The following is a 20,097-nucleotide window of genomic DNA, read 5'->3' as shown; positions in this document are numbered from 1 at the left end:
TGTACAACGGCGGAGCCAGCCGCGAAGTCCGCCTGGCGCCTGCCGGGCATGGCAGGCGAAACCAGGAAATTGGGAGCTTGTTTGATCTGCATCAGTTGTGCGTCTGACGCGGCGCGCTACTCGGCGTAAAGTCCTCAGGCCGGGAGCCGGCAGACGACTATTTCCGCGGAAAGGACCAGCCATGTTCAAGACGATCATCGTCCAGGTCGACGACAGCGCGTCGATGGACGGCCGGCTGCAGGCCGCCGCCGGGCTTGCCCGCGCGCACGACGCCCACCTGGTGGGCAGCGCGGCGACCGGACTGTCCTGGCCCGCCTATGCCATGCTGACCGGTTCGATGGCGGTCATGCCGATCGACGAATTCGAAACCCTGCGCGCCGCAAAACGGAGCGAACTCGAGCGCTTTGCCGAGCGCGCGCGCCAGCTCGGCGTGCAGTCGGTGGAGGAGCGCCTAGTCGAGGACGAGCACCGCGATGCGCTGCTGCTGCAGTCGCGCTATGCCGACCTGGTGGTCACCAGCCTGGACGGCGGCGGCACCTCCACCGTGCGCGGCGTGCCGCAATACCTCGCGCTGCACAGCGCGCGCCCGGTGCTGGCGGTGCCGGCGGCGTATGCCGGCGCGCCGCTCGCGGAGACGGTCGTCGCCGCCTGGGACGGCAGCGTGCCTGCCCTGCGCGCCATCGTCGGCGCCCTGCCGCTGCTCGAGCGCGCCCGCGCGGTGCACCTGGCGATTGTCAATCCGGAACGCGAGGGCGACCTGCACGGCGACGAACCGGGCGCCGACATGGCGCTGTACCTGGCGCGCCACGGCGTGCGGGTCGAGGTCGCGGCGGTCCAGACCGACGCGGCCGCAGGCACGGCCCTGCTCGAGCTCGTCGCCGCCCGCAGTGCCGGCCTGCTGGTGGCGGGCGCCTTCGGCCACAGCCGCTACCGCGAGATCGTGCTCGGCGGCGTTACCCGGGTCCTGCTCGAGCGCGCGCCGGTGCCGGTCCTGTTCGCGCACTGATAACCAGACAGTGGCCTCCTTCCCGGAGCGTGCATGCGCGCGAGTCTTTCGCTTGGGCGTATGCTGTCGCCGAAAAGGCGCGGGGCGGCCCTGTGCCTTGTGCGCGACATGGACGGGATCGGAGAATACGCTTATGTTTTCAAGTCACACCAACAACCGCGGGCGCGCCGTCGGTGCGGCGATGGCCCATGTGCGCAAGCGCCTCTGCCTGCGCCTGCACGAACTCATGACCGGCAGCGAGGAGCACTTCGTGGCCGGCTGGACGCCCTTCCTCGCCGAAGTCGAAGCCGGCTTCCGGCAGGAAGAATCGATCATGGAGACGCTGCGCTACCCCGGCCTGCAGCGGCACCGGGCCGACAACGCCCTCGCCTTGCGCGCCCTGCACCGCATCACCCTGCAGGTCGAAGCCGGCGACACGACCCTCGGCCGCCAGGCGCTGGCGGCGCTTGGCGACATCCTGTCGCTGCACCGGCTGACGGCCGGCGTGGCACTGACCGGCCCGCCGGCGCGGCCGGCAACGATGCCGGGCCGCTTCAAGGCCGGGATCGGGCGGCGCGCGGTGCCTGAGCACGTCGCCGCAGCGGGCCACCAGCGCCATCATCGGCACTGAGCCGCACTGGGCAGGCACTGAGTGCCCCGGCACACCCACGCCAGGCGCCGCCCTCATCGCCGGCGCCTGCGTGGCTGCGTCCGTCCCCCAGGTTCCAGTATAGTGTCGAAATGAACACACCTACCCCTACCGACCAGCATGAAGTGCGCGTCAACGACCGCGAGCAGCTCATCTACCTGTTGACCGAAGCGGCCGAGATCGAGCACGGCCTGATGTGCACCTATCTGTACGCCGGCTGGAGCCTGAAGCAATCCGCGAGCGAGGGCGTGACCCCGGCCCAGCTGGGCGCCCTCGACCGCTGGCGCAAGGAGATCCGCAGCGTTGCCATGGAAGAAATGGCGCACCTGGCCACCGTCAACAACCTCCTGATGAGCATTGGCTCGCCGCCGCATTTCCGGCGCCAGAATTTCCCGGTCCCGGCCGGCTACCATCCCTCGAGCCTGGTGGTCCGGCTGGCGCCGCTCACGCGCGATACGCTGGCCCACTTCGTCTACCTCGAGCGTCCCGAAGGCATGGAGATGGCCCAGGCCCCCGGCTTCGAGTCGCCGAGCCCCTACGAGCGCCGCCCGCGCTCCAGCCGCCTCACGCCCACCAGCGAGGACTTCGACACCGTCGGCCATCTCTACCGCGGCATCGAGCAGGGCTTCGAGTCCCTGGCCGCGCGCCTGGGCGAAAGCGCCCTGTTCGTCGGCAGCGTGGATGCGCAACTGGGGCCGGACATCATGGACATGCCCGGCCTGGTGACGGTCACAGACCTGCGGTCCGCCATCCAGGCCATCGAGGTGATCATCAAACAGGGCGAAGGCGGACGGCGCGATGCCGAAGAATCGCACTTCGCGCGCTTCGTGGCAATGGCGGCGGAATATGACGCCTTCCTGGAAGACGACCCGCATTTCATGCCGCACCGCCCGGTCGCCTTCGACCCGGTGATGTTCGCGCCGCTTCCAGGCGCGCCTGGCTGCCATGTCGACGCCCGCGACAGCGCGCGCGTACTCGACCTGGCGAATGCCACCTACGGGCTGATGCTGCGCCTGCTGGCGAGCGGCACCGGCGTCGCCGCGGGCGGCCCGGCGCGCCGGCGCCTGGAAATCGACGGTGCGATCGGCCTGATGCATGTCGTGCACGAGCTCAGCGTCCTGCTGACGCACTTGCCCGCAAGCACTGAGCCTGAACCGCATGCCGGCATGAATTTCCACCTGCCGCGCAGCGGGCTGGTCCTGCCCCAGGTCGGCGCGGGCGCCGCGCTGCTGGCCGAACGCGCCAACGAAATCGCGCTGGCGCTCGATGTGCTGGCGGCATCGGCTCCTGGCCTCGACGCGAAGCTGGCCGGGCGCCTGCGGGACCTTGCCGCTTCGCTGGCGGAGCCGGCGGCCTGAACGGAGCCGGATAGCGGCCTGGGGGGCTGCCAAGGGAACTAGCGCCGCGCGCGCTTGTCCGACGTGATGTGCGCACACGCGCGGTGCCGTCTGGAGAAGATCTTGTTTCTGCGCAGCCGAGGTTCGCTCTCGTTCGCGGTCACCATCCTCCCGGCGGTGCTGCTGATACTCCTCGCCCTGCTGCCGCGCCCGGCCCTCGGTGCGGCCGGGGTCGGCCTGCTGGTCGTCGACGGCGCGATCGGCCCGGCGAGCGCCGACTACATCGTGCGCGGCATCGCCCGCTCGGCGCAGAACGGCGACCAGCTCGTGATCCTGCAAATGGATACGCCCGGCGGGCTCGATACCTCGATGCGCAGCGTGATCAAGGCGATCCTGACCGCCCCGCTGCCGGTCGCTACTTTTGTGGCACCCGGCGGCGCGCGCGCCGCCAGCGCCGGCACCTACATCCTCTACGCCAGCCACATCGCCGCCATGGCGCCCGGCACCAACCTCGGCGCGGCGACGCCGGTCGAAGTCGGCATCGGACCGCAGCCGCCACAGCAACCGTCAGACCCGGTCCGCCGGCCCGGTCCCGGCGGCGCGGAGGACGCGAAGAAACCCAGGGACGGTGCGGACGGCCCGCTCTCCGGTTCGGCGTTGACCCGAAAGCAGGTCAACGACGCCGCCGCCTACCTGCGCAGCCTGGCCCAGCTGCGGGGGCGCAACGCCGACTGGGCCGAGCGCGCCGTGCGCGAAGCGGTCAGCCTGAGCGCGAACGAGGCCCTGCAGCAGGACGTCATCGAGTACGTCGCGGCCGACGTCCCCGACCTGCTGGCCCAGCTCGACGGCCAGGCGGCCACCGTCCTCGGCCAGGAAAAGCGCCTGGCCACGCGCGGGGCGGCGGTCAATCCCTTTGCAGCCGACTGGCGCACCAATGTGCTGGGAGCGATCACCAATCCCGGCGTCGCCCTGCTCCTGATGACCATCGGGGTCTACGGGCTGCTGTTCGAGTTCATGAACCCGGGTTTTGTCGCGCCGGGCGTGATCGGCGCGATCTGCCTGCTGCTGGGACTGTACGCGCTGCAGCTGCTGCCGGTGAACTATGCGGGCCTGGCCCTGATCGCGCTCGGCCTGCTGTTCATGGTGGGCGAGGCTTTCCTCCCCAGCTTCGGCGTACTCGGCCTGGGCGGCGTGGTCGCCTTCATCGCGGGCGCGCTGATGCTGATCGATACCGAACTGCCGGGCTACGGCGTGCCGCCGGGGCTCGTTGCTGGGCTGGGCCTGGTCAGCTTCCTGCTCGTCACCGGCACCGTGCGCCTGGCCCTCAAGACCCGCAGGCGCCCGGTGACGAGCGGCGCCGCCTCCTTCATCGGGGCCGAGGCGCGGGTCGAGGACGTGGCCCCGGGCGGGATGGAAGCCTGGGTGCGCCTCGACGGCGAACTCTGGAAAGCCATCGGCACGGCGCCCCTGCGGCGCGCGCAGGCGGTGCGGGTCGTCGCCAGGTCCGGCCTGGTACTGAAGGTAGCACCCATCGACACACAACAGGGAGCATCCACATGATCCTCGATATCGGTTTCGGCCTCGGTGCCCTCTTCATCCTGCTCATTCCCCTGCTTGTCTCGGCGATCCGGGTCCTGCGCGAATACGAGCGCGGCGTCATGTTCCAGCTGGGGCGCTTCTGGGGCGTCAAGGGGCCGGGCCTGGTCATCGTGATCCCGCTCCTGCAGCAGATGGTGCGGGTCGACCTGCGCACCATCGTGCTCGACGTGCCGACCCAGGACGTGATCTCGCGCGACAACGTGTCGGTGAAGGTCAATGCCGTGATTTATTTCCGCGTCGTCGATCCGGAACGGGCGATCATCCAGGTGGCCAATTTCATGGAGGCGACCAGTCAGCTGGCGCAGACCACCCTGCGCGCCGTGCTCGGCAAGCACGAGCTCGACGAAATGCTGGCCGAACGCGAGCGCCTGAACGTCGACATCCAGCAGGTGCTCGACGCCCAGACCGATGCCTGGGGCATCAAAGTCGCCAACGTCGAGATCAAGCATGTCGACCTGGACGAGTCGATGATCCGCGCCATCGCCCGCCAGGCTGAAGCCGAGCGCGAGCGGCGGGCCAAGGTGATCCATGCGGAGGGGGAATTGCAGGCCTCGGAAAAGCTGCAGCAGGCGGCGCTGGTGCTGTCGCAGCAGTCGGGCGCCATGCAGCTGCGCTACATGCAGACCCTGAGCGCGATCGCCGGCGACAAATCTTCGACGATTGTGTTCCCGCTGCCGATCGAGCTCCTGACCGGGCCGGGCAAGGCGGGGGCGGACCGTGTCTGAGGACCACTGCCCTGCGCCTGCTCGATACGGCCGGCTTTGACACGCCAATTGCCCGGCCTGTGCGTCCCTTCGGCTTTTTCGAACCGAGTATTCGTAAAATCAGGGTCCACCCATAGCCGGCTGAACTATACTACCGGGAAAATTCCCAGCCCGCGGCCCACTGCCCCCGCAACAGACTCGACAAGTGAAACAAACGATGCCCGTCCCTATCGCGCCCCTGCCACCATTGCCCGGAATCGCGCCATGCAGGCAGCCGCGCAGGCAAACAGGGCCGGGCGCGTGAAAACTGGCATGCGCTATTCCAACCTGATCGTCCCCCTGCTGTTCGCCGGCGTGCTGGCAATCCTGCTGCAGCACTTCCTCGGTTCGCTGGCCTGGGCCGGCCTGCTGGCCGTGATCACCTGGCCGCTGCACACCCGGCTGCAGGCGCGCGGCTGGCCGCGCGCCGCCTCGGCCTGCGTGCTGCTCGGCGCCCTGCTGGTCAGCTTCATCGGCCCCGCCCTGCTCCTGCTCGACACCCTGACCGACGAACTGGCGGGCGTGCATCGCCTGCTCGGCCAGCTCAATGCGACCGGGGTGCCGGTGCCCGCCTGGATTGGCGGCCTGCCCGTCATTGCCGAGTCGGCAAGGGAATGGTGGCAGCAGCACCTGGCCGTCCCGGGCGGCCTGAACAACCTGATCCAGACCACCGTCGGCGACTTCATGCCGCACCTGACGGGCGCGGCGCGGATCTGGGGTTCGACCATCCTGGCCAATGCGCTCTACCTGTTCCTCACGCTGCTGACCCTGTTCGTGCTCTACCTGCACGGCCCGACCGTGGTGCGTTACGTCGACCGCACCGGCATGCGCCTGGCGCCGGCGCACTACGGCATGCTGCGCCACGTGCTGCCGCTGTCGGTGCGCGGCACCGCACTCGGACTGTGCTCGATCGCCGTCCTCGAGGGCATCGTGCTGGGCGTTGCCTATGCGATCGCCGGTGCCCCGGCCCCGGTCCTGCTGGGGGTGATCACCGGCTACCTGGCCCTGATTCCCGGCGGCGCGCCGCTGTCGTTCACGATGGTGTCGCTGCTGTTGCTGGGCCAGGGCCACTCGGCGGCGGCGCTCGGCCTGTTCACCTGGGGCACGGTCGAGCTGTTCCTGGTCGACAAATTCGTGCGCCCGAAGCTCATCGGCCACCGCGTCAACCTGCCCTTCCTCGCCGTGCTGTTCGGCCTGCTGGGCGGGGTCTCGACGCTGGGCGTGATCGGGCTCTTCGTCGGGCCTTTCATCATGGCGGTGCTGTTCGTCTGGCTGCGCGAGGAGCGCATTGCCGCCGCGGCCGCCGAACGCGAGGCTCCCGCCTCGGTCGCCGCGCCGGCCTCCAAGTAAACCGGCCTCGCCGCTGCATGAGTGGTCATTTGCCCGCTGCAATGATTCGATATTCTTTGAATTGTCGTATGGTTCGCGTATAATGTCGGCAACCCTTTCACCGGACCCGGCCATGGATACCAAAGCCACACTCTCAGCACTCGCCGCCCTGGCACAGGAAAGCCGGCTGGCGGTCTTTCGCCTGCTGGTGCAGGCGGGCCCCGCTGGCCTGGCCGCCAGCAGGATCGCGGAACACCTCGACATCCCGGCTTCCTCACTGTCGTTCCACCTGAAAGAGCTGTCCCACGCCGGCCTGCTCGCGTCCAGGCAGGACGGGCGCTTCGTCATCTATTCGGCGAACATCGACACCATGAACGGCCTGATCGGCTTCCTCACGGAGAACTGCTGCGGCGGCCTGCCCTGCCATGCGGCCGCCGCCACCTGCAAGCCCGGGCAGGAGGGGGCGTGACCGCAGCCCTGATCTTCCTCGGCACCCTCATCCTCGTGATCTGGCAGCCGCGCGGGCTGGGCATCGGCTGGAGCGCCTCGGCCGGCGCCGTCGCCGCCCTGGCGGCCGGCGTCATCGAGGTCGCCGACATCCCCGTCGTCTGGCACATCGTCTGGAACGCGACCGGCGCCTTTGTCGCTGTGATCATCATCAGCCTGCTGCTCGACAAGGCGGGCTTCTTCGAGTGGGCGGCGCTGCACGTGGCGCGCTGGGGCCGCGGCCATGGGCGGCGCCTGTTCGTGCTGCTGGTGCTGCTGGGCGCGGCGGTGGCGGCGCTGTTCGCCAACGATGGCGCGGCGCTGATCCTCACGCCGATCGTCATCGCGATGCTCGCCGCCCTGCGCTTTTCGCCGCGCGCCACGCTGGCCTTTGTGATGGCGGCTGGCTTCATCGCCGACACCGCCAGCCTGCCGCTGGTGGTGTCGAACCTGGTCAACATTGTCTCCGCCGACTACTTCGGCATCGGCTTCGCGCGCTACGCGGCAGTGATGGTGCCGGTGAACCTAGTATCGGTGGCTGCCACGCTGGCGGCGCTCGCCTGGTTCTTCCGCAAGGATATCCCGGCGACTTACGACCTCGCGCAACTGAAGCGCCCGCAGGACGCCATCCACGACCGCGCCACCTTTGTCACCGGCTGGTGGGTGTTGGCGCTGCTGCTGGCCGGCTTCTTCTGGCTCGACGAGATCGGCGTGCCGATCAGCGCCGTCGCGGCCGCCTGCGCGGCGCTGTTGCTGGCGGTCGCCGCCCGCGGGCACCGGATCTCCACGCGCGAGGTGCTGCGCGGCGCGCCGTGGCAGGTTGTCGTATTCTCGCTGGGGATGTACCTGGTGGTGTATGGCCTGCGCAATGCCGGGCTGACCGGCTACCTGACCGGCCTGTTCGAGCTCTGCGCGGGGTATGGCGTGTGGGGCGCGGCGCTCGGCACCGGCTTCATCACGGCGATCCTGTCCTCGCTCATGAACAACATGCCGACCGTGCTGGTGGGCGCGCTGGCGATCGACGCCACCGCCACCATTGGCGCGGTGCGCGAGGCCATGGTCTACGCGAACGTCATCGGCGCCGACCTCGGCCCGAAAATCACGCCGATCGGCAGCCTCGCCACCCTGCTCTGGCTGCACGTACTGCAAGCGAAGAATATCCAGATCACCTGGGGCTACTACTTCCGGGTCGGTATCGTGCTGACGCTGCCGATCCTCTTCATCACCCTGTGCGCACTGGCGCTGCGTCTGAGTTAAGCAACTGAGTTAAGAAAGGTCACAAACATGGACGTCACCATCTACCATAATCCCGCCTGCGGCACCTCGCGCAACACGCTCGGCCTGATTCGCAACGCCGGCATCGAACCGGTCGTCATCGAGTACCTGCAGAACCCACCCGACCGGGCGACGCTGGTCGGCATGATCGAACGCGCCGGTTTGTCGGTGCGCGAGGCGGTGCGCGAAAAAGGCACGCCCTTCGCCGAACTCGGCCTCGACAATCCCGCCACCACCGACGAGCAGCTGGTCGACGCCATGCTCGCCCATCCGATCCTCATCAACCGCCCGTTCGTGGTGACCCCGCTCGGCGCGCGCCTGTGCCGTCCGTCGGAAGCCGTGCTCGAGATCCTGCCCGCCGCGCAGCGCGGTGCGTTCAGCAAGGAAGATGGCGAGCGTGTCGTCGACGCCGAAGGGAAGCCCGTCAAATGAACAAGATCGACGACCTGCCCAACATCCGCCCCGAGCTGCTCGAGCTGCCGACCGAAGCGAAACTGGCACCAGTCGGCGACATGAACCATCCGCCGCGCATCCTGATGCTGTACGGCTCGCTGCGCGAACGCTCGTTTTCCCGCTTCCTGACCTTCGAGGCGGCGCGCATCCTCGAGCATTTCGGCGCCGAAGTGAAAATCTTTGACCCGATGGAGCTGCCGATGGTCGGCAGCGTGCCCGAGACCCATCCGAAAGTGGTCGAACTGCGCGAACTGTGCCTGTGGTCCGAAGGCCAGGTGTGGTGCAGTCCCGAACGCCACGGCGCGATCACCGGGGTGATGAAGAACCAGATCGACTGGATCCCGCTCGAGCAGGGCGCGCTGCGCCCGAGCCAGGGCCGCACGCTGGCCGTGATGCAGGTCTGCGGCGGCTCGCAGTCCTTCAACGTCGTCAACACGCTGCGCCTGCTGGGGCGCTGGATGCGCATGTTCACGATCCCGAACCAATCCTCGGTGCCGATGGCCTACAAGGAATTCGACGACGAAGGGCGCATGCGACCGTCTGCCTACTACGACCGCGTGGTCGACGTGATGGAAGAACTGGTGAAGTTTACCCTGCTCACGCGCGGGCGCACCGACTACCTGACCGACCGCTACAGCGAGCGCAACGAGCGCGCGCTCAAAGCGATCGACCGCCAGATCGAGCGGATCTAGACGCTCCGGCAAGATGTTCGACGTGCCGGCGACAGATAATCATCCCTGGCCAGACGACCGCTCCTGGCCGTTTGCTGCCAGCCGCGGCCGGCTGCTCTCGATCCAGATCGGAGCTAGGATGGTCCCACACCAGGGGTGTCGATCCCATAGAAAACGAACAATCGGGAACTGCCTTCGCTCATCCTCACACCGTTCACTACCCGCCATTGGCCTTCATGGCCGAGCGGGTAAAACTCTTGCTGTCCGCTCGTTCCATGCACGGCCTCCTGTAGAAGCGACACAGCAAAGTTATACATGGCACGACGGGTCGAAAAATCGAGAACGATGTCTCCGTTGCTGGAGTCGCTTTGAGCACGCAGACAGTGATGCTTCCCTTCCTGTACCTCGTGGGAACCGACTTCGTCACCTCCAGCGGTAACAACGATTGTCGTCGACAGTTCTACGTTCATTTTTTTACTCCCTGGGTATTCACTGGCCGGCGCTTAGGCCTCGACACCGCAGATCCGGTCACACCCCACGGACTTTGCCTGATACAGCCGGCAGTCAATCCGATAGTGGGGAAGCGAAGCAGTCATGGGAAAAGGTGCTTTAGAGAAACAGCATTGTGTGCTGAAAGCACCGCCTGGCGTCAAGGCAAAACAGTATCAGTGTGCCATCGATCATTTGCAGGCCACATCGAGCGCACCCTCCGCGGCCAGCCGGGACACCTGTTCGATCAGCGCGCGCATCTTGGGCTGATGCTGGGTGCGCATGGGGAAATACAGGAAGAGCCCGGAGGTCTCGGGGACGCACCCCGTCAGTACCCGCATCAGGCGTCCGCTCTGCACATCATCCGCGATTTCCAGGTCCGGCAGGTAAGCGATCCCCATGCCCTGGCGTGCCCACTCGGCAATCATCCGGGTATCGTTGGCGGTGAGGAGCGCCTCCGTGTCGAGGAGCAGCTCGCCTTCGGCGCCTGTCAGCCGCCACGGTGGCAAGCGCCCGGAGGTCGGGAAACGATAACGGAGCGTTTCATGGCGCAACAGGTCGTGCGGCCGCTCGGGGACACCTGCATGCTCGAAATAGCCCGGCGCCGCCACGATCGACCACGATAAGGGGCTGCTGAGGCGGATTGCCACCATGTCCTGGGCAAGCGCCTGCCCCAGCCGGATGCCGGCGTCGTAGCCCGAGGCTACCAGGTCGACCAGGCCATCGTCGAGCGACAGCTCGAACGTGAGGTCGGGGCAGGCAGCGCGCATGCGCGGCACCAGGACCCGTGCAACGAGAAATCCGAGGGCGCGCGGCGCGGCGAGGCGCAAATGACCGGACGGGCGGCTCTGGAAGCGGCCAAGCTCGTTGAACGCATCCTCGATCTGGCTGACGGCCGGCTTGAGGGCGGCCAGCAGGCTCGCCCCGGCCTCGGTCAGCGCAACGCTGCGGGTCGTCCTGGCGAACAAGGGAACGCCGTGTTTCTTCTCGAGCGCGCGGATTCCTTTACTCACCGCCGTCGGCGTAATGTCCAGCCGCCTCGCGGCCTGCGTGAAGCTGCGCTCGTCGGCAACGGCCAGGAAAAGTCGAATCAGATCGAAGGAGCCCATATCACCTCATTGTGAACCAGTGGTTCATAACGCATGTCCACTTGCATGCTTTTTCTCCATGATGCCCGAATCTACACTAGGTGCACATTCTTGGGAGATGACATGAACACACTACCGCAAGCCATTGCAGGCTATATCGATGCCGCCAACGCGCAGGCGCCGGACCGCCTGGCAACCTGCTTTCACGCCGACGCCACGGTCTTCGACGAAGGAAGCGTACGGCGCGGCCGCGACGAGATCGCCGCATGGGCGCGTGAAACCGGCATGCGCTACCAGTCCACCATCGAGCCGGTCGGCCTGGAAGAAGCCGGCGGGCTGCACAGGCTGCGCGCGACCGTCCGCGGACACTTCCCCGGCAGCCCGATTGCCCTGCACTTCAACTTCCTGCTCGAATCCGGAAGCATTCAATCGCTGGAGATCAAGCCATGAACGCTTATCCATTCAAGGGCAGGCACGCGCTCGTCACCGGCGGCACGAAGGGGATGGGCGAGGCCATCGTCCGCCGGCTGGCGCAGGACGGTGCCACCGTGATCACGACGGCACGCCGCTTGCCGCAGGAGCCGCTGCCCGGGGTCCGCTATCTCGAGGCGGACGTTGGTAGCGCCGACGGGGTGGACCGTGTCGCCGAGGCCGTGAAGCGCGAATTCGGCTACCTGGACTTCCTGGTCAACAACGTCGGCGGTTCTTCCGCGCCCGGCGGAGGAGCACTTGCACTGACCGATGCGATGTGGGATGCGGCGATCCAGGTCAACCTGATATCGGCCGTGCGGCTCGACCGCGCCTTCCTGCCGGCGATGTTGGAACGCGGTGCCGGCGCCCTCATTCATATCACCTCGATCCAGCGGCGCCTGCCCTTGTTTGACGCGACAGTGGCCTATGCCGCGGCCAAGGCGGCCCTCGCCAATTACAGCAAATCGCTGGCCAACGAATTCGGCCCCCGCGGCATCCGGGTGAACAGCGTCGCACCCGGGTTTATCGAAACCTCTGCCGCGCAGGCCCTGATCGGGCGCATGGCGGAGCACCAGGGAGGCAGCGAAGAACAGGCGAGGCAGCGGCTCATGGCGTCCCTCGGCGGCATTCCCATCGGCCGCCCGGGCAAGCCCGGGGAAGTCGCCGAACTGGTGGCGTTCTTGTTGTCGCCGCTGGCGGCGTCGGTTCATGGCGCCGAGTTCGTGATCGATGGCGGCACGCTGCCGACAGTCTAGGCAGTGTGACCTGGATAGCGCATCATTCGATTCACTCGCGCACCAGGCTGACGTCGTCCAGCGCGAGCCAGTCGCCGTCCTTGCCTTCCGAGTACACGCCGACCTGCACGGCGCCGCTGTCGACCCGGATGCCCGGGAGCGTGAGTTCGGTCCATTTGCCGATCGGCCCGGCGAGCGCCTGCGCAATCTCGGCGCCGCCGTGTCCGCTCGCGTAGAGCCGGGCCACCCGCTGCCCGCCGCTGCTCTTTACCCAGGCCTTGAGCGTGTAGACGCCGTTCGGCAGGACAATGTCCTGGATCGCGCTGCCCATGGTCTCGCCGCCGTGCCTGAGCGTCAGGGCCCAGCGGCCGCTGCGGGCGTCCTGGGTGTTCATGAACGGTGCGTCGCCCTTCAGGCTGGTCCAGCTGCTGACCCAGCCCGCCACGCCAGTCTGGCGTACGCGGTCCGCCTCAAAGCCCGGATTGAGAACATAGTTGTTGCCTTTGCCGACGCTCCAGCTGCCGTTGGCGGCGTCGAGCGTGAATTCGCTGAGCGAATGGAAGCGCGGCTCGGCGCCCTTGAACGACAGCGGCACCCAGATGTTATAGCCGTGTCCATTGCCGGCAAAATTGCTCCAGCGGTCACCGGCGTACAGGATCGTGGTCCCGGATTTTCCATGCACCGGGATGAAGAAGCCATTCTGGGACACGTGCGAAAAGTCGGCGTCGGTCCCGGCAATGAGCTTTTCGGGCGTGTAGGGGCCGGTCACCCGCGAGGATGTCATGCAATAGCTGCGCGAGGCGTTCCATCCGTGCAGGTCGGACGAGCAGAAGTAGTACAGGCCCTGGTACTTGAACATGGCATTGCCCTCGCGCCCGCCGGCCGGCGCGTGGTAGACCTGCGTGGCCGGCTCGACCTCCAGGTAGTCGGCCGTGCGCAGGGGCGCGACGTACAGGCGCCGCCGGTCACCGTTGTTGCTGAAGATGAGGTAGGGCTGGCCGTCGTCGTCGATGAACACCGTCTGGTCGCCCGAGGTCGGCGAGGCGACATTCCCGATGCGCGCCTGCAGCCGCTCGACGACGAAGGGGCCGGTCGGCGTGTCGCTCGTCGCAAACAGGACGCCGGCGCCGCCGCTCTTGCTGCCGTATTGGGTCAGCAGCACGTACTTGCGCGTGCGCGCGTTGTACACGACGCCCATGCGTCCGACCCAGGCGTTCGCGTCGGCCAGCTTGCCGGGCTGGCCCGCCTTCATGACCTCGCCTTCGAAGGTCCAGTTGACCAGGTCCATGGACGAGTAGGCCGTCACGGCCGCGAAATGGGGCGACGCCCTTGCCGCTGTTGCCGGATTCGGCGCATTGGCGTAACTGACTGCCTCGGCATACTTCACCCCGTACCAGTAGTGCTTGTCCCCGACCTTGAGCATCCCCCCGCCCTGCGAAAAGATAGGCGTACCGGCCGTGTCCTTCCAGAAGATCCCGTTGCGGATGGTCTGGCCGCCGGCCGCCGCCTGAGGGACCAGGCAGCTGCCGCCAATGGCGAGGGACAGGCAGGCAAGGCGAAGGAAATCGGTCATCGAAGGGCTCCGGGTTGTTGGTCGTGACCCAGGCGCCTGCGCGACCGGGTCTGCTTGCGAGTTTACCTGTACGGCAGGCTCGCAAGGCCCCCCAACGAGTCAAGCTGATGACAGAATGACGCGGCGGCGCTCAGAAATACTTCACCCATCCCCCCGCGCTTTGCCGCTTGTAGAGGCCGAAGCGCCTGGTCGACCAATACAGTGCCGCCGCCAGCAGCACCGCGATCATCCACACCTGCCACACAGAGCCCACGTCCGCACGCTGCAGACCCAGGGCCGCGGCCGCGACCCGCTGCAGTGCCAGCAGCGCGTACAGGTGCAGCAGGTAGTAGAACAGCGGCGCGCCGCCGAACACGGCGGCTACCCGGGTCAGCGCGTTGTCCGCCCCTTCCAGCCACGCCAGCACCAGCAGGCCGCCGCCCAGCGTCAGCAGCAGGAAGTCGAGCGAGGGCGGATACTTGGTGAAGTTCAGGAAGGACATCAGGCTCTGCACGGGTTCCGGATGCAGCGCCCAGGCGACCGGCTCGCCATACAGGTTCGGGACCCGCAGCAGGAGCAGCAAGCCGAGGCAGGCCAGGCCGGCGATCGCCAGCCAGCGCCGGCGCGGCGCGGCGCGGCGCCAAGCGTACGCGCGAACAGCGGCCCGCAGGCATAGCCGAGCAGGATCACGCCGATCCAGGCCAGCACCGGGTTGCTGATCTTCACCCGCACCGGTTCGTCCGCCAGGTAGCCGCGCTGCTCCAGCACCGTCCAGGCATGTGCAGCGAAGCTGCCCGGCTCGAAGGACAGGCCGGCCAGCGCATTGTGGCCGCCCACGATGAGGAGGCCGGCCGCCGCAAGCACGGCCAGCGGCAGGCGGTGCAGCAGCGCGAGCGCGAGCATCGCCAGGCCGATCGCCCACATCACCTGCAGGTACAGCACCGCCGGCGCGAACGTGCCCGTCCACGCAAAGTTGATGACCACGATTTCGAGAGCAATCAGCAGCAGGCCGCGCTTGACGAGGAAGCCCGTGGCGTCGCGCCGGCCGCCGGGCGGGTTCGCGTACAGCCAGGCCGACAGGCCGGTCAGGAACACGAACATCGGTGCGCAGAAGTGCGCCGACAGGCGGGTGAAGAACAGCGCCGGGCTGGTGCTGGCCACATCCATCGGGTCGCTCACCTGGTACTGCAGGAAGAAGGTTTCGCGCACGTGGTCGTGTTGCGCGGCCGCAAACGCTTGCAGGACAAGGAACATGGCGACCAGCCATGCCGCCTGCCGGCCACGCAACCGCGCCATTGGCTGCCAGGCGAGCAGCAAAATGGACAGCAAGAAGTGGATCGCGGAGCGGGGCATGCAGGCTAATCAGGTAGGCAACCCTGCCATTTTACCCGCAAGGGCGCGAACCACACCCGCCCTCAGTAATCGACCGGGTAGTCCTTTGGGAAGCTGCGCCCGCCAAAGGCTTTCTGCTGCGTCCACTCCTGCGCGGGGCTGGTCCAGTAGCTGTCGGTCTCGGGCAGGCCGAGCGCCAGGAAACTCGACGCCGCGATGTACATGCTGCCGTTGTTCGAGTACCAGTCGCCAAGGGCGCCCTGCTGGCCGACAAAACCAATGGTCAGGAAGCCGTCCTGCGTGAAGTTGCCGGGCGCGCTCCAGACGGCCTTGTGGACCGCATGCAGCGCGGGTCGCACCTGTCCCTCCGCCAGGCTTCTCGGCAGCTGCTTGCGCCAGGCCAGCAGCGCCAGCGGCTGGAAGGCGGCGGTGCGGTAGGTAAGCGAGCGGCCGATCGGCGGGAAGGTTCCCTGGGGCGAGATGAAGCGTTCCAGGTGTTCGCAGTAGCGCCCCGTGCGCTTGACTGCCTGGGCCAGCAGGTCGGCCGGCTTGCCTTGCCAGAACGGCCCCTTGTGCCTGGTCAGCACCTCGAGGACCTCGACCAGCATCGGGTACATCACGAAGGAGTTGTAGTAATCGAAGTGGAAAGACTCCCCATCCTTGATCCAGCCGTCGCCGATATACCACTCGTTGATCTTGCGGATGGCAACGTTCAGGCGCATCGGATCGTACTCTTCGCCGACCGACATCAGCCAGGCTTCGTTCATGGCCGCAAACAGCAGCCAGTTCGTATAGGGCGGATTGACGCGCCGCAGACCCTTGATCTCATTGACGATGCGCTGGCGGGTGGTGGCGTCGAGCGGCTCCCACAGCGCTTTCGGCGCGCGCATCAGGGCGTTCGTGAAATAAGCCGAGTCGACCAGGGCCTGGCCCTGGCCCTTCCATAGCAGGTAGTCGGGATTGGCCGGGTCGACCGCGTTGGTGAAGCTTTGCAGGGCCTGCTGCTGCAGGCGCTTGCGCACCCTGCCCTCCGCCGTGCTGTCCTCGGGCAGCGCCAGCCAGGGCGCGATGCCGGCGGCCAGGCGGCCGAAGCACTCCAGGTAGGCCACGCGCTTGTCGCGCCCGTCCCAGGTCGGGCTGACTTCCAGCGCGAAGCGCTTGTGCAGTTCTCCCTTTGCCATGTTCGACAGCACCGGTTCGGCCATCTTCTGCAGCAGTCCCGCCATCCAGGCGCGCTCGCTCCCAGGCGCGGCCATGCTGGCCGCCGCAGCCGTTTGCGTGCTTCCCGCCAGCCCGCTCGCGGCTGATCCCAGCACTACACGCTGCACAAAGTCGCGTCGTTTCATTCCTGTCTCACTCCTCCACTGCCAGGGCGTCGCCGACGTACGCCCGGTATTGTCTGATCCGCCCGGTCACGCCCTCTGCCCCCTGGCGGCCCGTGTAGCGCATGCCGGCCACCTCGGTCCGCGCGCCGAGGTCGATGACCAGGCGGTGCGGATGGACGGCGCCGGCGCTCCGGCTACCGCTGCGGCCGCTGTAGGCGGTGTGCCAGTGGTCGCTGTTCTGGCCGTTGATCGCGTTGAGCGCACTGCCGTCTTCCTTGCCGGCTTCCTCGCTGCTGACCCAGGCAATCGTCCAGGCCGACTGGTCGATCACCTTGCCGTCCTTGCCCAGCAGGGCAATCTCGGCGGCCGCGGCATGCTCCTTGCCGTCGAAGGCGCTGAGCGACTCGAGGCAGAACTGGCGGCCGGCAGCGGGCGCGGCGAAGCGGACCTCCTGGGTCGCGGCGCCCGGCGCAAATTCGCCCTCATGCACGGGCCTGATGCCATCGAGCTGCAGCCTGGCCGTGCTGGACGGTCGCGCCAGGTCGAGTTCCGGGTGCAGCACGTCGAGGATGGGCTGCTCGAGGCCCGCGATGCGCGCGGCGCGCGGGCCGGTCAGGTCGAGCACCACGATCTCGTTGCGGCCGCGCCGGACCCACGGCCCCGGCAGGTACATGGTCTGGGTCGGGCCGATGCTCCAGTAGCGGCCCAGGCAGCGGCCATTGATCCAGACGATGCCCTGCCCCCAGCTCGACATGTCGAGGAAGGTGTCCGCCTGGCGGCCGGCCTCGAAGCTGCCGCGCCAGAACGCCGGACCCTTCGCGCGGCCGCGCCGGAACGCCAGCGGCGGCAGCGCTGCATCGGCATCGAAATCGATGGCGCGGATCTGCCAGTTTTCCACCGGCTGCGCCGCGCCGTCTTTCGGGGTGAAGGTGACCGGGCCGTGCAGCCCCTTGCGGTCGTGCACCTCGCGCCCGAAATTCACGCGCGCGATGGTGTACAGCAGGATCTCGACCGTGACCGGCCTGCTGCGCGCCACCAGCGCCACCTTGAAACGGCGGCGCCGCGTATCCATCGTGCCCACCAGCTTGCCGTCGACATACACCCAGGCCAGGTCGCGCACCTTGGCCGCGGCCAGCACGCCCGCCGGGCCCGCAGGCAAGGTGACGCGGTAGGCCACCAGCCCGCGGCTGATGTCGTACGCCTCGATCGCGCGCGGCGAGACATCGCGAATGGTGCGCTTGGGCAGGTTGGCCAGCACCGGCGCCGACTCGGACAGCGCAAACGGCGCGATGCTCATGGTCGGGTTGCGCGGCGGCGCCTCCGGCAGGCTCTCGCCTGGTGCCAGGTGCGGCAACATCGCCGCGCGGTAGGCCATGAATTTTTCGCCGATCCAGCCCGCTTCGCTGATCGGCGCGTCGTAGTCGTAGCTGGTGGTGTCCGGGCGGAAGGGCCGGTCGCAGCCGCCCCACAGCCCGAAGGTGGTGCCGCCGTGCGCCATGTAGAGGCTGAACGAGCCGTTCGCCTTCAGCATCCATGCAATATCCGCAACCGCCTTGTCGGCACTGCCGCGGCGATGCGGCGCGCCCCAGGTGTCGAACCAGCCCGAGTAGTATTCGCCGCACATCAGCGGGCCCTTCTGCACCGCGGCGAGCGCCCTGAAGCCGGCCGCCGGATCGCTGCCGAAGTTCGCCACCGACAGCAGCTCGGGAATATGGGTCTTCGCCACCGCATTCGTCGGGTTGCACTGGAACAGGGGCACATCGAAGCGCGCATCGAGCACCGCCTGGCGCATCACGCGCATGTACTCGAGGTCGCTGGCAAAGAAGCCGTATTCGTTCTCGACCTGCACCATCAGGATCGGGCCGCCCTGGGTCACCTGCAGCGGGCCGAGCACGCGGCCAACCTCACGCAGCCAGCGCCGCGCCGGCAGCACGAAGGCGTCGCTGCGGGTGCGCAGGAATTCGCCCGGGTGCTTCAGCAGCCACCACGGCAGGCCGCCCATCTCCCATTCGGCGCAGGCATACGGGCCCGGGCGCAGGATGACCCACAGCCCCTCCTGCTGCGCCAGGCGGCAGAATTCGACGGCGTCGCGCTGGCCGGCCCAGTCGTATTTGCCCTCGCGCCACTCGTGGTAGTTCCAGAACAGGTAGGCGCACACGGTGTTCAGGCCCATCGCCTTGATGGCTTTCAGGCGATGGGTCCAGTACTCGCGCGGCACGCGGGCGAAGTGCATTTCGCCGCAGCGGATCTGCAGCGGTTTGCCGTCGAGCAGGAAGTCGTTCGCGCCGATGGCGAAACGTGCCGCGCCGGGAGCCGCTGCGCGGGCGCCGATTGCCAGGGGCAGCATGGTGCCGCCGAGTGCGCCGGCTGTGCCGCGGATGATGCGGCGGCGCGCAGTGTTGGTTGTCATAATTTATTGATCGAGAAAATGGGCCATCTCAACGGCCGCGAGCAGGAAGGCGCCGACGCCGAACGGCGCCGTCGACTGCTGGTTGACGACTTGCCCCGGCACGGCACGCTCGCCGATCGGCTGCACGTAACCGAGCCTGCCGTCGGGCTGGAGCGCGGTCTTGGCGAGAAAATTCCAGCCGCGCAGGGCGACCGACGTGTACGCCGCCTTGTCGAGGTAGCCATTGTTGATGCCCCACAGGTAGCCGAAGGTGAAGAAGGCGGTGCCGCTGGACTCGGGTCCCGGCGCGTGCTGGGGGTCGAGCAGGCTGCGCGTCCAGGAGCCGTCCGGCTGCTGCGCCGCTGCCAGTGCGGCCGCCATGCGTTGGTAGCGCCCGGCGATCAGGACGTGGCTGGGGTGGTCTTTCGGCAGGTCGGCCAGCACTTTCGCAAACGCCGCAAACACCCAGCCGTCGCCGCGTGCCCAGAAGTCCTTGCCGCCATTCTTGCTCGCGTGTTTCGGGAACACGTATTTCGCATCGCGGTAGTAGAGCCCTGCCTGGGCGTCGTACATCAGCCCGTCCGCCCAGAGGAAGTATTCGTGCATCTTGTCCAGGTACCGTATGTCACCGGTGACTTTATGGAGTTTTGTCATGACCGGCATCACCATGTACAGGCCGTCTGCCCACCACCAGTAATCCCTGTTCGGCGTGCTCATCTGGTATTCCATCACCTCGCGCGCACGCGCAATCTTGCGCGGATCCTTCACAGGATCGAGCCGGTACAGGTCGATATAGGTCTGGAAGCAGATTTGCCAGTCCCCGAACAGGACGTAGTCGGCCTTTTCGCCGTAGCTGTACTTCCAGTTCGCCTTGACGTCGGACGTAGCGCCGCGCCATGCGTTGTGCTCGGCCCAGGCGGTCGAGTAGTTGCGCCAGGCCGGGTTCTGGGTGAGCTGCCAGGCCGCCATATTACCGGTGTGGTAGGCGGCGACGTCCCAGAAGGCCCACTGCTGCGGCGGGTTGTTGGCTTGCCAGTAATCGTTGGCGCGCCTCAAAGCTGCCAGCACCTCGGGGCGGGTAATGCCGGCGGCGGCCGCGGCGCCTGCATTCCTCGACGTGGCGCAGCCGGTGGCGATGGCGGCGACGCCGGCGGCGGCAATCTTCAGATAAAGTCGTCTGGTCATAAGAT

At 67.5% G+C, this 20,097-nt stretch carries 20 protein-coding genes; 12 read left to right on the top strand and 8 right to left on the bottom strand.

The window, feature by feature from the left end; translation table 11 throughout:
- Positions 1-181 precede the first annotated feature (181 nt).
- The 10 genes from ACFPN5_RS23710 (at position 182) to arsH (ending at position 9,548) form a co-directional block, all read left to right on the top strand.
- The gene (locus tag ACFPN5_RS23710; protein ID WP_379786316.1) at positions 182-1,006 is read left to right on the top strand and encodes a universal stress protein; all 825 of its coding nucleotides are present in this window, start codon (positions 182-184) and stop codon (positions 1,004-1,006) included.
- Positions 1,007-1,139: 133 nt separating this feature from the next.
- Positions 1,140-1,616: a hypothetical protein gene (locus ACFPN5_RS23705; protein WP_379786315.1), complete on the top strand. Its 477-nt coding sequence runs from the start codon at positions 1,140-1,142 to the stop codon at positions 1,614-1,616.
- A gap of 110 nt (positions 1,617-1,726) precedes the next feature.
- The gene (locus tag ACFPN5_RS23700) at positions 1,727-2,992 is read left to right on the top strand and encodes a ferritin-like domain-containing protein (RefSeq protein WP_379786314.1); all 1,266 of its coding nucleotides are present in this window, start codon (positions 1,727-1,729) and stop codon (positions 2,990-2,992) included.
- A 102-nt stretch (positions 2,993-3,094) separates the two neighbouring features.
- On the top strand, positions 3,095-4,531 hold the full coding sequence (locus ACFPN5_RS23695; protein ID WP_379786313.1) for an NfeD family protein: 1,437 nt from the start codon (positions 3,095-3,097) through the stop codon (positions 4,529-4,531).
- Positions 4,528-5,295 carry a slipin family protein gene (locus ACFPN5_RS23690; RefSeq protein WP_379786312.1) on the top strand — a complete coding sequence of 256 codons (768 nt, stop codon included), beginning with the start codon at positions 4,528-4,530 and terminating at the stop codon, positions 5,293-5,295. Before ACFPN5_RS23695 ends, ACFPN5_RS23690 begins: the two co-directional genes overlap by 4 nt.
- Positions 5,296-5,586: 291 nt before the next feature.
- Entirely contained in the window at positions 5,587-6,663 is a 1,077-nt protein-coding gene (locus ACFPN5_RS23685) for an AI-2E family transporter (protein WP_379786311.1), read from the top strand.
- A gap of 112 nt (positions 6,664-6,775) precedes the next feature.
- Positions 6,776-7,111: an ArsR/SmtB family transcription factor gene (locus ACFPN5_RS23680; RefSeq protein ID WP_379786310.1), complete on the top strand. Its 336-nt coding sequence runs from the start codon at positions 6,776-6,778 to the stop codon at positions 7,109-7,111.
- On the top strand, positions 7,108-8,385 hold the full coding sequence (locus ACFPN5_RS23675) for an arsenic transporter (protein WP_379786309.1): 1,278 nt from the start codon (positions 7,108-7,110) through the stop codon (positions 8,383-8,385). The genes ACFPN5_RS23680 and ACFPN5_RS23675 overlap by 4 nt, the downstream gene beginning before the upstream one ends.
- Positions 8,386-8,412: 27 nt before the next feature.
- Entirely contained in the window at positions 8,413-8,835 is a 423-nt protein-coding gene (arsC, locus tag ACFPN5_RS23670; RefSeq protein ID WP_379786308.1) for an arsenate reductase (glutaredoxin), read from the top strand.
- Positions 8,832-9,548: an arsenical resistance protein ArsH gene (gene arsH / locus ACFPN5_RS23665; protein ID WP_379786307.1), complete on the top strand. Its 717-nt coding sequence runs from the start codon at positions 8,832-8,834 to the stop codon at positions 9,546-9,548. The genes arsC and arsH overlap by 4 nt, the downstream gene beginning before the upstream one ends.
- Positions 9,549-9,661: 113 nt before the next feature.
- Here arsH and ACFPN5_RS23660 read toward each other — a convergent pair whose 3' ends face one another.
- Both ACFPN5_RS23660 and ACFPN5_RS23655 read right to left on the bottom strand, forming a co-directional pair.
- The gene (locus ACFPN5_RS23660) at positions 9,662-9,997 is read right to left on the bottom strand and encodes a hypothetical protein (protein WP_379786306.1); all 336 of its coding nucleotides are present in this window, start codon (positions 9,995-9,997) and stop codon (positions 9,662-9,664) included.
- 210 nt (positions 9,998-10,207) lie between these two features.
- Positions 10,208-11,125, bottom strand: a complete 918-nt coding sequence (locus tag ACFPN5_RS23655) for a LysR family transcriptional regulator (protein ID WP_379786305.1) — start codon at positions 11,123-11,125, stop codon at positions 10,208-10,210.
- A 102-nt stretch (positions 11,126-11,227) separates the two neighbouring features.
- Here ACFPN5_RS23655 and ACFPN5_RS23650 point away from each other — a divergent pair, with 102 nt between their 5' ends.
- Together ACFPN5_RS23650 and ACFPN5_RS23645 are read left to right on the top strand one after the other, a co-directional pair.
- Complete coding sequence (locus tag ACFPN5_RS23650; protein WP_379786304.1) at positions 11,228-11,554, top strand: nuclear transport factor 2 family protein; 327 nt, start codon at positions 11,228-11,230, stop codon at positions 11,552-11,554.
- Entirely contained in the window at positions 11,551-12,330 is a 780-nt protein-coding gene (locus ACFPN5_RS23645; RefSeq protein ID WP_379786303.1) for an SDR family oxidoreductase, read from the top strand. Before ACFPN5_RS23650 ends, ACFPN5_RS23645 begins: the two co-directional genes overlap by 4 nt.
- A 31-nt stretch (positions 12,331-12,361) precedes the next feature.
- Here ACFPN5_RS23645 and ACFPN5_RS23640 read toward each other — a convergent pair whose 3' ends face one another.
- From ACFPN5_RS23640 to ACFPN5_RS23615, 6 genes are all read right to left on the bottom strand, one after another.
- Positions 12,362-13,882 (bottom strand): family 43 glycosylhydrolase, encoded by a 1,521-nt coding sequence (locus ACFPN5_RS23640; protein ID WP_379786302.1) that lies wholly within the window; start codon positions 13,880-13,882, stop codon positions 12,362-12,364.
- Positions 13,883-14,012: 130 nt separating this feature from the next.
- A complete protein-coding gene (locus ACFPN5_RS23635; protein ID WP_379786301.1) occupies positions 14,013-14,363 on the bottom strand; it encodes a hypothetical protein in 351 nt (116 codons plus the stop codon).
- Positions 14,363-15,214: an acetyltransferase domain-containing protein gene (locus ACFPN5_RS23630; RefSeq protein WP_379786300.1), complete on the bottom strand. Its 852-nt coding sequence runs from the start codon at positions 15,212-15,214 to the stop codon at positions 14,363-14,365. The genes ACFPN5_RS23635 and ACFPN5_RS23630 overlap by 1 nt, the downstream gene beginning before the upstream one ends.
- Before the next feature lie 62 nt (positions 15,215-15,276).
- A complete protein-coding gene (locus ACFPN5_RS23625) occupies positions 15,277-16,539 on the bottom strand; it encodes a DUF2264 domain-containing protein (RefSeq protein ID WP_379786299.1) in 1,263 nt (420 codons plus the stop codon).
- 7 nt (positions 16,540-16,546) lie between these two features.
- Positions 16,547-18,928, bottom strand: coding sequence for a beta-galactosidase (locus ACFPN5_RS23620; RefSeq protein WP_379786298.1), 2,382 nt, complete (start codon positions 18,926-18,928; stop codon positions 16,547-16,549).
- A gap of 3 nt (positions 18,929-18,931) precedes the next feature.
- On the bottom strand, positions 18,932-20,092 hold the full coding sequence (locus ACFPN5_RS23615) for a glycoside hydrolase family 88/105 protein (protein ID WP_379786297.1): 1,161 nt from the start codon (positions 20,090-20,092) through the stop codon (positions 18,932-18,934).
- Positions 20,093-20,097 lie beyond the last annotated feature (5 nt).

This window comes from Massilia niabensis (genome assembly GCF_042655085.1).
Lineage (GTDB): Bacteria > Pseudomonadota > Gammaproteobacteria > Burkholderiales > Burkholderiaceae_D > Telluria > Telluria niabensis.
The sequence above is the reverse complement of the archived record's forward strand: the minus strand, read 5'-3'. Positions and strand labels throughout refer to the sequence as shown.